12 protein-coding genes are annotated in these 14,289 nt (G+C 43.7%); all 12 read left to right on the forward strand.

Annotated features, from left to right (window positions below):
* A partial coding sequence (gene purH / locus B3V56_RS09810) for a bifunctional phosphoribosylaminoimidazolecarboxamide formyltransferase/IMP cyclohydrolase (RefSeq protein ID WP_289284221.1) occupies window positions 1-918 on the forward strand: 918 nt, incomplete at its 5' end.
* 17 nt (window positions 919-935) lie between these two features.
* Complete coding sequence (locus B3V56_RS09815) at window positions 936-3,569, forward strand: class I adenylate cyclase (protein ID WP_289281656.1); 2,634 nt, start codon at window positions 936-938, stop codon at window positions 3,567-3,569.
* A 76-nt stretch (window positions 3,570-3,645) separates the two neighbouring features.
* Window positions 3,646-4,677 carry an N-acetyl-gamma-glutamyl-phosphate reductase gene (gene argC, locus B3V56_RS09820; RefSeq protein WP_286303460.1) on the forward strand — a complete coding sequence of 344 codons (1,032 nt, stop codon included), beginning with the start codon at window positions 3,646-3,648 and terminating at the stop codon, window positions 4,675-4,677.
* A complete protein-coding gene (locus B3V56_RS09825; protein ID WP_289281657.1) occupies window positions 4,677-5,369 on the forward strand; it encodes a DUF6776 family protein in 693 nt (230 codons plus the stop codon). Before argC ends, B3V56_RS09825 begins: the two co-directional genes overlap by 1 nt.
* Window positions 5,370-5,381: 12 nt before the next feature.
* Window positions 5,382-5,825, forward strand: coding sequence for a bactofilin family protein (locus tag B3V56_RS09830; RefSeq protein WP_286303457.1), 444 nt, complete (start codon window positions 5,382-5,384; stop codon window positions 5,823-5,825).
* Between the two features lie 64 nt (window positions 5,826-5,889).
* Window positions 5,890-6,234: an iron-sulfur cluster insertion protein ErpA gene (erpA, locus tag B3V56_RS09835; RefSeq protein ID WP_289244138.1), complete on the forward strand. Its 345-nt coding sequence runs from the start codon at window positions 5,890-5,892 to the stop codon at window positions 6,232-6,234.
* A gap of 118 nt (window positions 6,235-6,352) precedes the next feature.
* Window positions 6,353-7,618, forward strand: a complete 1,266-nt coding sequence (locus B3V56_RS09840; protein ID WP_289281658.1) for a DUF2254 domain-containing protein — start codon at window positions 6,353-6,355, stop codon at window positions 7,616-7,618.
* An 87-nt stretch (window positions 7,619-7,705) separates the two neighbouring features.
* Window positions 7,706-8,302, forward strand: a complete 597-nt coding sequence (locus B3V56_RS09845) for a TetR/AcrR family transcriptional regulator (RefSeq protein WP_289281659.1) — start codon at window positions 7,706-7,708, stop codon at window positions 8,300-8,302.
* Window positions 8,303-8,313: 11 nt separating this feature from the next.
* Window positions 8,314-9,477, forward strand: coding sequence for an efflux RND transporter periplasmic adaptor subunit (locus tag B3V56_RS09850; RefSeq protein WP_289281660.1), 1,164 nt, complete (start codon window positions 8,314-8,316; stop codon window positions 9,475-9,477).
* 2 nt (window positions 9,478-9,479) lie between these two features.
* Window positions 9,480-12,614 (forward strand): efflux RND transporter permease subunit, encoded by a 3,135-nt coding sequence (locus B3V56_RS09855; protein WP_289284222.1) that lies wholly within the window; start codon window positions 9,480-9,482, stop codon window positions 12,612-12,614.
* Window positions 12,615-12,616: 2 nt separating this feature from the next.
* Window positions 12,617-14,038 (forward strand): efflux transporter outer membrane subunit, encoded by a 1,422-nt coding sequence (locus B3V56_RS09860; RefSeq protein ID WP_289281663.1) that lies wholly within the window; start codon window positions 12,617-12,619, stop codon window positions 14,036-14,038.
* A 61-nt stretch (window positions 14,039-14,099) separates the two neighbouring features.
* Window positions 14,100-14,279: a PLDc N-terminal domain-containing protein gene (locus B3V56_RS09865; protein ID WP_091712983.1), complete on the forward strand. Its 180-nt coding sequence runs from the start codon at window positions 14,100-14,102 to the stop codon at window positions 14,277-14,279.
* Window positions 14,280-14,289 lie beyond the last annotated feature (10 nt).

Genomic DNA, 14,289 nt, shown 5'->3' on the forward strand with positions numbered 1-14,289 from the left:
CGTTACGGTGAAAACCCGCATCAAAATGCCGCTTTCTACACTGAAGCAAATCCTGCTTCAGGCACCATCAGTGCAGCCACACAGTTGCAGGGTAAAGAACTGTCATATAACAACATTGCCGACACTGATGCTGCGCTTGAATGTGTCAAAGCATTCCCAGAAGCACCGGCCTGTGTGATTGTTAAACATGCCAACCCTTGCGGTGTGGCGGTATCTGATAGCTTACTTAAAGCTTATGATTTAGCCTACGAAACAGATCCTACTTCAGCATTCGGTGGCATCATTGCATTTAACCGTCCATTAGATGCCGATACAGCAAAAGCCATTATTGACCGTCAGTTTGTTGAGGTCATCATTGCACCATCTATCACGGATGAAGCACAAGCCATTGTGGCGCAAAAAGCCAATGTGCGTTTATTAGCGTGTGGTGAGTTTGTCAGCAATACTGAAACGGGTCTGGATTACAAACGGGTTAATGGCGGTTTATTAGTTCAGGATCGTGATGAAGCGCTAGTACAAAAAGCTGACCTGAAAGTAGTCACAGAACAGGCGCCAACCGAAGAGCAAATGGCCGACTTATTATTTGCTTGGCGTGTGGCTAAGTTTGTGAAATCAAATGCGATTGTTTATGTTAAAAACCAGCAAACAGTGGGCATCGGCGCCGGTCAAATGAGCCGTGTTGTCAGCAGCCGCATTGCGGGTATTAAAGCGGAAGATGCAGGTCTGACTGTGCCGGGTGCCGTGATGGCGTCTGACGCATTCTTCCCGTTTAGAGACGGGCTTGATGCCGCCGCTGCTGCCGGTATTAAAGCGGTGATTCAACCGGGTGGCTCAATGCGTGATGACGAAGTCATTGCCGCTGCCAATGAACATGGTATTGCCATGGTATTTACTGGCATGCGTCATTTTAGACACTAAATACACGTGGACTTTTTGTGGATCGCGTTGAGGCTTATCGTTTATTCCAATCGCTAAATTATCAGCGCTTCCAACACTTAATCGAATTGGCGCCTGCTCGGCAGGCGTTAATTTTCCAATTACTGCCATTATTTCTACATATCAACTCCAAGCTATTGCCAGGGTATATTAGTGATGATGTGCCAGCCGGCTTACTTGATTACCGTCCTTCTCAGGATACGATAAGCCAAGCACAACAACTGAACCGTAGCTTTAGTCATCGTGCACGCGCTCTGCGTCGTTATCCATTGCGTGGTCTTTATCTTCTCCATCCTCATCACTACTTCAGCTACTCAGACAAAACCGAGTTCGAATTATGGTTACTTTGCTCTGATTTATTAAGTATCGAACAACGACATCAACTGCAAAAAAAGTTAGACGCCATCACTGAGTGGTGTGCAGAGAACGGATTGATACTGAATGCGCAATTAATCACCGAGAAAGCATTGACCAACGATACTGCGCTAACGGACTGGCAAAAGGAAGAATTCTATACGCAAGGTATAGTGCTGGCAGGTTGTGAACCATACTGGTGGTTGTTAACGCATGAAGAACAGACTGATCATCATCTCATTGTTGATGAGTTCAAAACCCAGGCTAAATTTAAACAATATAATCTCGTTGATTTTGGCCCAGCTGAATCTATTGATAAAAATGCCGTATTTAAAAAATCTTTCGAAGCATGTCAGCAATTTCTACTGATAGGTCATGCGACACTTGATCTACTCTATATTGCTCTATTGCTAGAACCAGGCAGATCATTGCCGACGTTATCTCACCTGTTAAAACAGACGATTTACCGTGGTGAGCAGGCTTTCACCGCACTTGATATCCAAGCCCTGAAATTGGCACTGATTGAGATCTATGCTACTGACGCCAATAAACAAATAGCTAGAGAAATAGTTTACATAGAAAGTCAGGAAGCACTCTCCATAGAGGTCAAACATCCTCCACACCCTTGGCGTAGAGAATGTGTAAAACAATTGACCAGCCAGTGGCAATGGCCAGCGACACAATTACAAAAGCTGGATACTCGTCGCCTGAATATCAACAATAGTCAGGCCTGGTTTGAAAACTTAGCTACTGTTGTTCAATCCTTGCTACAGGCTTTGCAGCATTATTGCCAATCTGAGCAATTGGATACCCATAATGAGACGGCGTATTTAAATCAGTTATACCGTTTACGTTTTCAACCGACAGGCAATCAAATCCCCATGTTGCCACGAGCTTTGCGTCCAGAACCGAGTGAGAACAGGTTATTTTTATACCGGTTCAAAGAGCAGCAGGACTGGTTACTCAGTCAGTCGCCACTCTCTGACAATGCCAGAACAGGTTTATATCAGCATCCTCAACTCATCGATGTCATAAGCTGGGCTATTAATCACCAGTTGCTTGCTAAAACCAATTGGCTGAGTGTGACAGATCAACATCAAAAGTATACGACCTCTGCCGTTATCGAAATGAGCAAGCACCTAATCAGTCAGGGTATGTCGGATTTAGATATTCCAACAGTTCGTACTACGGTGACTGAAATAGAAAGCATTGAACAGGTACTCGTCTTTCCTAACTTGGAGCAGCAACCAAGTAATAAGCTCTCGCAACAAGGGCTTCAGCTTTCCAGCAAACAGAATGATCCGCTCAACTACAGCTCTTTTAAAGAGAGTTTAATATTAAGTGTTGATTGTTTATTCATTTCCAGCCATGGTCAAATCTATAGTGGCTTCTATCAGGGCCAAACAGCCATTCTTGATTTGTTAACCAGTCTATTATTGTGGCGGCCAGCAAAGACACCGAAGATCAGTAGCTGGTGCCCAACACCTGGATTTGAAAAAGCCATAAACCAGCGCTTGGAAGCTTTACTGACTCAAGTCTGCCGACATTATCAACAGCACCCGGATCAGGGTAAGTTTTTGCTTAACCTGGCTGACCGTCCCTATCAACTTCAATGGCACGATGAGCAAGTTGAATATGTCAGACGTCCGTTATCACAGAGTTTTTGGCAACACCTTGCTGATAATACAACAATCTTCACTGCTCAGGCTTTGGATAGCTATCTCGATAAGGATCAACTTCTCAATACCCTGTTAAAGTATCAGTCAACAAAACAGGTCAGTATTTTTCTCTATCTTGAACAAAATACCGTGGTGTATTACCTCATAGATGAATATGCCAACCTTATTCGACAACAGGTTCAGCATCTCAGTGAGTCCACACTGATGAGTCACCTCAATGTGTTTATCTCACACATTAAAACCGTGAATAAATTTGAACATATCCGCTTCTATTTGCTGAGTCACAGTCAGCAAGGCTGGAAAATCAATGCCATCGCCCAACAATCGACATCACAAGGATTTTTACCGGTACAAGTGAATATGGCCAGCCCAGCTTTAGATGCTGCCTGCACTATCATGTGTGGTAAAAAATGGTTCGAAGGGCTTGCAGACGATGAGGCATTATTTGATCAAGTACGCCAATTTATTCAAAGCTTAAGAAAAAATAACCAGAACTATCCTGTTTATATCAATCAGCTGCAATTTACTGATAACCATCCGTACCCAACGGCTATATACATCCAACAAAAGAGCCGTCTGGAACAACTTTTCAATCAATAATCGGTGATACAGACTTTCGCTTTGGCTTGGGCTCTTTTATCATGTTGGTCTTTATTATCGGACGACAGAGTAACTTATGATCAAAGTCGGCATTGTTGGTGGCACCGGATATACAGGTGTTGAACTACTCAGATTACTTGCGAATCACCCGGACGTATCACTTGAGGTTATCACCTCGCGAAGTGAAGCGGGCATGCCGGTCAGCGATCTCTTTCCTAACTTACGTGGTCACGTTGATATCGCTTTTTCAGAACCGGATCCTGATATTCTTGCTCAATGCGATGTCGTGTTTTTTGCTACACCACATACAGTGGCAATGGCTCTGGTACCCGAACTAATCAAACGACATACCCGAGTTATCGACCTGTCTGCAGACTTCAGATTAAATGATGTGGCTGTTTGGGAACAGTGGTACAACACCAAGCACACTTGTCCTGAGTTATTTGAACAGGCTGTTTATGGTTTACCAGAGTTAAATCGTGACAAGATTAGAAATGCACAATTAGTCGCTGTGCCCGGCTGCTATCCTACTGCTACTGAACTAGGCTTTTTACCATTACTGGAAGCAGGGTTAATTGACCCGATGCATTTAATTGCCGATGCCAAAACCGGTGTCAGTGGTGCTGGCAGAAAAGCAGCCATTCCCATGTTAATGGCAGAAACCAGTGGCAGCTTTAAGGCTTATGGTGTCAATGGCCATCGTCACTTACCTGAAATTCGCGAGGTATTGTCAGAGCATTGTCAGCGTAAAGTGGATTTGACGTTTATTCCTCATCTAGCGCCAATGGTCAGAGGTATTCATGCCACGTTATATGGTCGTCTAACGACACAGGATGTGGATATACAAAAAATATTTGAAGATCGTTACGCGAATGAACCATTCGTTGATGTCATGCCTCACGGCTCAATGCCGGAAACACGTAGTGTACAAGGTAGTAATGTGTGTCGTATCGCCGTTCACCAGCCACAAAATAGTGATACGGTGGTGGTACTTTCAGTCATCGACAACCTGGTGAAAGGTGCTTCAGGCCAGGCAATCCATAATATGAATATCATGTTTGGCCTTGATGAAAAAACAGGGATTAATGTTATTGCGATGATGCCCTGATGATTGATAAACCCTATGTAATTCATCATAGACGTCCTTATCGTACCTTGTTGATATTGCTAATAACTTTGGCAATATCAGCAGCATTACTGTGGTACTGGACCACGCAATGGCAGAATGAGCAAAATGCTCAAATCACTGCATTGAAAGAACAAAACGAACAGCTACACGCAGAAAACCAGAATTTACTCGAACAAAATAAGTTGCTCACCGCTCAGGTCAATGACATTTCAAGAATGCAGGCTATGCAGGATGCCACTGATTCGCAGCTTCAATCGAACTTGGAAAAACTACAAAATCAAGTTATCGAGTTGAATAAAGAATTATTGTTCTACCAGAATATTACCCAGGGTAATGCCAGTAGTGAACTTCAGATTCGTGAACTTCACCTGAGGCCAAATCCGGATAATCCAAGCCAGTATTTCTACCGAATTGTGATTACTCAAGGGAAAAAAATTTCCAAAGCCATTAAGGGTGATGTCTTGGTAGCGCTTCAATTCAATGACGATAAAGCAACCCCCCGCTTAATCAACACACATGGGTTAAAGTTAAAACACGTGCAAGTGCTTGAAGGCACATTGAACATAGAACAGAATGAACAACCCAAAAGCCTGAAAATTGAGTTAAAACAAGGTAAAAAAACACTCACTACACGTACTTTTAACTGGGAAGTCACGCCGTCCCTGCCATAAACGAGGTTGATCATGTTTAAAAAAGATAAACCAAAAAAGAAAAAAACAACCACACGTATCGATACATTAATTGGTCGTGATACTCACATAAAAGGTGATATTCATTTCAGTGGTGGTTTACGCATTGACGGCAGTATTCAAGGTTCTATTATCGCCAACGAAGATTCCTCACTACTCACCATCAGTGACCAAGGTAAGATTGAAGGCGAGGTTCGCGTGCCAAATCTGATTATCAATGGCGAAATAAATGGCAATGTTTTTGCCTCCGAACATGTTGAGCTTGCACCAAAGGCGCGTATCAATGGCAACCTTTATTACCGCATGATTGAGATGGCAATGGGTAGTGAAGTGAACGGTCACTTAATTCGTGCTCAGGACGAAGAAGAAGACATACTGAACGTTGAGCATGAAGTATTTGATGAAAATGAGTCATTCCATCTTGAGCAAAAAAGCTAAATCTTGACTAATTTAGTCAGAATTGGATAATGGCTATTAATTAACCATTTATCGGAGTGATGACATGACAAGCGAAATGCCCAGCCCAATTATCTTTACTGAGGCAGCGGCAGCAAAAGTCAGCGATCTTATTGCTGAAGAAGGTAATGATCAACTCAAATTACGTGTATTCATTACTGGCGGCGGTTGCTCAGGCTTTCAATATGGTTTTACCTTCGAAGAAGATGTCAGCGATGGTGATACACAAGTTGAAAAAAGCGGTGTCACTTTACTGATTGATCCAGCCAGTTATCAATACTTGGTTGGCGCAGAGATTGATTACACTGACGGCATTGAAGGTTCTCAATTTGTTATACGTAACCCCAATGCCACAACAACTTGTGGCTGTGGCTCATCTTTCTCACCATAGAAACGAATCAAGCTCTGAAAAGAACCGATGCTCAGTCATCGGTTTTTTTTTTGCCTGCAGAGTTGCCTAAGGGTAATTGCTTCATTATGCTGAAATGAAGCTGATATAAGGACAAACAATGATTTCGAAATGGCGATGGTTGTTAACTCAACTAACGAGAACTTTATGGTTGAGGGCATCACTATTCGCTGTACTCGCCATCGTAACGGCACTCATTGCCATTCCTGTGCAGTCTTTAATTGAGAGTCCACTTCCCTTTGAAATTGGTTCGGAAGCCGTCCGTGGCATTCTCAATATTCTGGCTTCCAGCATGCTTGCCGTGACCACCTTTTCCCTCAGTGTCATGGTCTCTGCTTATACTGCTGCAAGTTCAAGTGCGACACCACGAGCAACGCAATTAGTCAGGCAGGACTCAACCACACAAAATGTGCTGGCCACCTTTATTGGTTCTTTTTTATATAGTTTGGTCGGTATTATCGCGTTAAGCACTGATGTATATGGTGAAAATGGACGTTTGATTCTCTTCACCGTCACCATCGGCGTTATCATCCTCATCGTTGTCACTATTTTACGTTGGATTGAACACCTATCATTGTTAGGCCGGTTGAGTGAAACCACGAATCGTGTAGAAGATGCTCTCACCCAAGCCATGAAACAGCGTATTGATTATCCATGTCTTGGTGCAAAACGCTTAGATAAAGAAAATCCACCTAAGAAAGGCAAGAATGCAGTTTATATTAACAAGGTGGGATACATTGAACACATCGATTTAGGCGGATTAAATCGTTGTGCCGAGTCTAATGAAACTGAAATTTGTTTATACATCGAGCCTGGGCATTTTGTTCATCCCGGTGAAGCTGTCGCTTATTATGATGGTAAACAGTCTGATTCGATTGATGAAACCGTCATCAAAGCCCTGTCCATTAATGACTTGAGATCATTTGATCAGGACCCCCGCTTTGGATTCACCGTATTAGCTGAGATTGCATCAAGAGCCCTGTCTCCTGCTGTTAATGATCCTGGAACAGCCATCGATATATTGAGTCGTGCTGTGAGAGTACTATCTCTCTGGTGTGATCATAAAAAGCTTGACGATTCAAATGACAATATTGCCTACCCTTATGTACGCATGCCGGAAGTCAAACTCGATAGTTTATTTGACGATATATTCCTCCCCATCAGTAGAGATGGTGCTGGTATGCTGGAAATTCATCTACGCCTACAAAAATCATTACTCGCTTTAAAACAAATCTCGCCTGAGTGTTTTGCTGAGTGCGTTGAAAAGCATTCTGATTTGGCCTATCAACGTGCTTTATTAGCACTAGATCTTGATGCTGATATTGAGCGTTTACAAAAAATCCATAACGCGGTCAGATCTGCATAAATAGAGATTCATCACAAAATGACACTTTACTAAAAAGGGTTTTACCCATAAAATGAATGAACGTTCATTCATTACAGGTGAAATTTCATGTGTGCATCCTCATGCAAGGATAAACATCAAGCCATTTTATCGGCAACGCTAAAGCTTTTAGCCACAAAAGGGTTTCATGGTTTTTCTATAAAGCAGCTTGCCGCAGAAGCCGGGGTTGCGGCAGGTACTGTGTACCTGTATTTCAAAGACAAAGATGAGTTGATAGTCAGTTTACACAGCAACATCATTAGCACAGTCGCAGACGCTATTTTTGAGAGTCACGATACCACTCTGCCACTAGAGCAACAGTATCGGGAGCTATGTATACGGCTATGGCAATTTTTTCTAAATAATAAGTGCATGACTTTGTGTAAGCCTCAATTCGATCACCTGCCTGAAAACGTACTGGATGATCTTTATCAAGACACCTGGCGTCAATTACAGCCACTTTCTGACTTATATGAACAAGGTCGTAAACAAGGCATCTTGAAAAATTTACCCAATGACGTACTGAGCAGCTTTGGTATAGAGCCCTATGTCAACCTTGCAGGGCAACAGCTTCGAGGCACTATCAAAATATCCCCGGATGATCTGAATACCATGTTGGATGCTTCATGGAATGCCATATCAACGTCAAAAATTGAGACTCAATAATGGAGTTATTAATGAAAATCTCACCTTCTTTTCTTCGTGTCATAACATTGTCTGTATTGCTTGTATTAACAGCATGTCAGTCTGACCAACAACAGCAAGCTGGCCAGGCAGGCCAGAAGCAAACCAGTCATGTGGATGTGGTCACGCTGGCACCACAAAAAGTAACATTACGCAGTGTATTACCTGCTCGGACTACAGCTTTCAGACAAGCTGAAGTCCGCCCACAGGTGAATGGGATTATCGAGAAACGTCTTTTTGAAGAAGGCGCTCAAGTAAAAGAAGGTCAGCAGCTATATCAAATTGATGCCGCTTTATATCAAGCTGAGGTGGCCAATGCTAAAGCACAATTAATGCGAGCCAAGGCTGCTTTCCAGACAGCAAAGTCTAAAGAAGCCAGATACAAAAATCTGCTTGCTGATAATGCCATCAGTCAGCAAGATTACGATGATGCCTTAGCCACTTATCAGCAAACAGAAGCGGATATCAAAGTGCAGGAAGCCACATTAAAGACGGCAGAGACCAATTTGAACTACACTCATGTCTATGCTCCCATATCAGGTCAAATAGGTAAGTCTAACTTTACAGAAGGCGCCTTGGTAACCGCACAACAAGCTGCTGTATTGACCACTATCAACCAGCTCGACCCAATATACATTGATATTTCACAGCCATCGAAACACCTACTGGATTTACGTAAGCGAATAATTGCCCGTCAGATAAACAAAGAGAAAGCCCCTAAAGTCACTCTGACACTGGAAGATGACAGTCCTTACTCAGAAACTGGCACCTTACAATTTGCCGAGGCCAATGTAGACCCAACTACAGGTGATGTGGTCTTGAGGGCCATTATGCCAAACCCAGATAAGCTGCTCTTGCCCGGCATGTTCGTGAAAGCCACGATTGAAGAAGGGAAGCTGGACAACGTCATCCTGGCACCACAAAAAGGCATCACGTTTGACCGTGAAGGTAATGCCACGGCTTTGGTGGTCAACAAAGAAAATAAAGTAGAACTACGTCAACTGGAACTGGACCGGGCTATTGATGACAACTGGATTGTGAAGTCAGGACTCAATGCCGGCGATCAAATCATTGTTGAAGGCCTGCAAAAAGTCGCACCAGATGCACCAGTGATGATTGATAACAATACCTTACAAACGGCAGGTAACGGAGCGTAATCATGGCTAGATTTTTTATTGATCGCCCTGTTTTTGCCTGGGTAATCTCCATCATTATTATGTTGGCAGGGATAATTTCCATTGTTCAATTACCGATATCCCAATATCCGACGGTCGCCCCACCCTCAGTAGAAATCAGTACTGCCTATCCTGGTGCTTCCGCTAAAACGGTTGAGGACACCGTTATTCAGGTGATCGAACAAAACCTAACGGGGATTGATAACGTTCTCTATATGTCAGGCACCAGTGACTCCTCAGGTGCAGGCTCCTTAACGGTCACCTTTAATCCCGGAACCGATGCCGATATTGCCCAAGTACAGGTTCAGAACAAACTCCAATCTGCCATGCCGTTGCTGCCCCAAGCCGTGCAAAACCAGGGTATTGAAGTCACTAAGTCAAGTGCGGCGTTTTTGATGGTGCTTGGTTTTTATTCTGATGATGGCAGCATGGATAAATACGATATTGCTGACTATGTTTCGGCTAATATTAAAGATCCATTGAGTCGTATAAATGGTGTGGGTCAAATTCAGGTCTTTGGATCACAATATGCCATGCGCATCTGGCTTAACCCCGATAAATTAGCACATTACAAACTGACGACGACTGATGTAACCAGTGCAATCAGTGCCCAAAATGTGCAGATCGCCGCCGGTGAACTTGGCGGTGCACCTGCCGTAAAAGGGCAAGAGTTTAATGCCAGTATTATTGTGCAGACTCAACTGGAAACACCGGAACAATTCGGCCAAATCATCTTGCGTGTGAATGAGGATGGATCACGTATCAAACTGTCTGATGTGGCTCGTATTGAATTGGGTGGTGAGAATTACCAATTTGAAACTGAATATAATAGACAACCCGCTGCCGGTATTGGTATTAACTTAGCTTCAGGCGCAAATGCGCTGGAAACAGCCCAAAAAATTCGTGAGCGTATTGACGAATTATCGCCTTATTTTCCAAACAGCCTACAAGTGGTTTATCCCTACGATACGACACCTTCGGTCAGAATCTCTATAGAAAATGTTATTCACACCTTAATCGAAGCGATCGTTTTAGTGTTCCTAGTGATGTATTTATTCTTGCAGAATATCCGGGCCACGTTGATTCCGACTATTGCCGTGCCAATTGTTTTGTTAGGAACATTTGCTGTGCTGTTCGCCTTCGGTTTCAGTATCAATACATTGACGATGTTTGCCATGGTGTTAGCGATTGGTTTGTTGGTTGATGACGCCATCGTGGTGGTAGAAAACGTAGAGCGGGTTATGCATGAGGATGGGCTATCCCCTCGTGAAGCGACCCGAAAGTCGATGGATCAGATCACAAGTGCTTTAGTCGGTATTGTCTTGGTACTCTCAGCAGTATTTATACCAATGGCCTTTTTTGGTGGTTCGACCGGCGTTATTTACCGACAGTTCTCGGTAGCGATCGTCTCTGCCATGGCCTTATCGGTACTCGTCGCATTAACACTGACACCAGCCCTCTGTGCCACACTACTCAGAGCGGGTGACGATGAGCATAATGATAAAAAAGGTTTCTTCGGCTGGTTTAACCGTAACTTCAACCGGGCAACAAATAAATACCAAAGCTCTGTCGGTCACATGATTCACCGTACTGGCAGATATATGGTGATCTATTTATTGATAGTAGGTGTATTGGCGTTTTTATTCACCAAGCTTCCGACCTCTTTCTTACCTGAAGAAGATCAGGGCACGATGTTTACTTTAATGACATTACCAGCCAATGCCTCAAAACAACGCTCAGCTGAAGTGATGAATAAAATTGAAGACTATTACCTAGATCAAGAGAAAGACAGTGTGAACTCAGTTTTCTCGATCATCGGCTTCAGTTTTGCTGGTCGTGGCCAGAATAACGGTATGGCCTTCACCGATATGAAACCTTGGGATGAACGTCCCGGTCAGGAGTTGAGTGTGCAAGGGGTCGCTGGACGCGCCTTTCAATATTTTGCGTCCATTAAGAATGCCATGATTTTCCCCATCATTCCCCCATCTATCACCGAACTGGGTAATGCGAGTGGTTTTGATTTACAGCTAAAAGATGTGGGTGGCCAAGGCCATGCTGCATTGATGAATGCCAGAAATCAATTGTTAGGAATGGCTGCTCAGGATCCACGTCTGACGGGTGTCAGACCGAATGGTCAGGAAGATACACCGCAATTTAAGATTGATGTGGACCATACCAAAGCCGCGGCATTTGGGGTGGACTTAAATCAAATTAACCAAACCTTTAATACCGCTTGGGCATCTACCTATGTTAACGACTTTATTGATAATGGTCGTGTCAAAAAAGTCTATGTACAAGGCGATGCACCTTATCGGATGATGCCTGAAGATGTCTCAAAATGGTATGTTCGTAATGATGATAATGAAATGGTATCACTGGGTTCTCTGTCTGAAGGGCGTTGGATATATGGCTCACCGAGACTTGAGCGCTACAACGGTGTCTCTTCAGTGAATATTCAAGGTGAAGGCGCGCCAGGTGTCAGTTCAGGTGATGCGATGAAAGCCATGGAAGAGTTAGTCGCCAAGCTTCCCTCCGGCTTTGCGTATGAATGGACCGGACAGTCCTATCAGGAGCGTGAATCCGGCGATCAGGCACCGCTGCTCTATGCTATCTCTATTATGGTTGTGTTCTTATGCCTGGCAGCCCTCTATGAGAGTTGGTCGGTGCCGTTCTCAGTACTGATGGTTATACCATTAGGTATTATCGGAGCGGTGCTATTCACCATGGCGCGCGGCTTATCAAATGATGTGTACTTTCAGGTAGGCCTGCTAACCACGATTGGTCTCGCATCCAAAAATGCGATTCTTATTGTTGAGTTTGCAAAAGCACTGTACGAAGACGGCATGTCATTAATTGATGCCACGATGGAAGCGGTCAGAATGCGGCTGCGTCCTATCATCATGACATCACTTGCTTTCATGTTGGGTGTGTTACCCCTCATGATCGCCACCGGTGCAGGTTCTGGTAGTCAGAACGCCATAGGAACCGGTGTTTTTGGTGGTGTCTTCACTGCTACCGCTTTAGCGATATTCTTTATACCTGTCTTCTTTGTTGTGGTATTTAGTCTGCGAGAAAAACTCACTAAAAAATCATCACATGATGAAGTGAAAAGGGCCTAATTATGATGAAACCTCTTAAATTATCGATAGCGATTTCGACAATATTAACGATATCGGCTTGTTCACTCATGCCTGATTATCAAAGGCCTGAGCCAACGATTGCTATCGCCAATCAACAAAAGGAAAGCACGCTTAATGTTGCAGAGCTTGGCTGGCGAGATTTTTATCTTGATCCAAAACTGGAGCAGTTAATCAGCAAAGCCCTGGCAAATAATCAAAACCTCAGAGTATCATCACTCACGGTTGAACAATTACGTGAGCAATTTCGTATTCAAAAAGCCGCAAAATTACCCACGGTCAATGCAGAAGGCTCAGTGACACGTCAGCGTACGCCAGAATCATTAAGTGGCATAGGTCGTAGTGGCATTACGGATACCTATAGTGTTGGACTGGGTATATCTGCCTGGGAGCTCGATTTCTTTGGCCGAATCGATAGTCTGTCAGAATCAGCTTTACAGCAGTTTCTGGCATCTAAATCCGCACGTGACAGCATGCAATTAACCTTGATTGCACAAGTGGCTGATGCCTGGTTTAGTTGGTTAGCAAGTGATGCTCAACAGCAATTATCATCTGAAACCCGTGAAGCACGTGCTGAAAGTTATCAACTGATCGAAAAACGGTTTAATAGCGGATTAGCTTCTGAGCTCGATGTCAGACAAGCTGAAACAGCGTTACATGAAGCAAGAGTTCTGGAAGCCCAATACCAGCAACAAGCCAATCAGAACTTCACCAATTTACAACTTCTGGTAGGACAAACTTTAGACAAAGATGAGTGGAAAAAAGACTGGTATGAAATAAAGACACTGCGAGATATTCCTGCCAACCTGACTTCTGATGTCTTGTTATCACGTCCTGATGTGATGCAGGCTGAATCCATCATCAAATCGGCTAATGCTGATATTGGTGCAGCCAGAGCAGCATTTTTCCCACGTATCAGTCTCACCACCTCCCTTGGGTTTGGGGGAACGAGCTTTGGTCAACTAGGCGAAGCATCAAGTCGTCAATGGGCTATCGCACCACAGTTCACCCTGCCTTTACTTGACTGGGGTGTGAATCAGGCCAACCTGAATGTGGCCGAATTACAAAAAGATATTAATATCGCCCAATACCAACAAGTGATTCAAGAAGCCTTCAAAGAAGTCCGTGACGAAATGGAAGCCCGTTACACCCTAGATGCTCAGTTGGATGCGCAAAACGATCTCACTGCTTCCACCAAACGCAGTTTGGAATTAGCGCGATATCGCTTTAACGCTGGTATAGATAGCTATCTGGATGTACTGGATGCCCAACGGAGCTCTATTAACAGTGAATTAAATCAAATTGATACACGTCTGTTGAGGCTTCGTAATCAATTAACACTCTATAAAGCTTTGGGTGGTGGTTTGTATGAAGAGACACCCACAGCCGCCCCTTCACAGAATTAATTTTGTGTCCGTCAGCAGCTTAATTTAAGCTAGCTATATTTCATCAAGCAAGGAGAAAAGAATGGACTTACAAGTAGGTGGCATATTAGGTCTGATTTGGTTAATCATTGTTATCTGGGCCATTATCCAGGTAGCCAATAGTCCTGCTGGCGGTGGTGCAAAAATCTTATGGATTCTTATCCTGTTGTTATTCCCTGTGCTAGGTCTATTAATATGGTTCTTACTTGGACCCAAAAGCTAGACTAGACCAT

This window comes from Methylophaga sp. UBA2513 (assembly GCF_002341285.1).
In the GTDB taxonomy this organism is placed as follows: domain Bacteria; phylum Pseudomonadota; class Gammaproteobacteria; order Nitrosococcales; family Methylophagaceae; genus Methylophaga; species Methylophaga marina.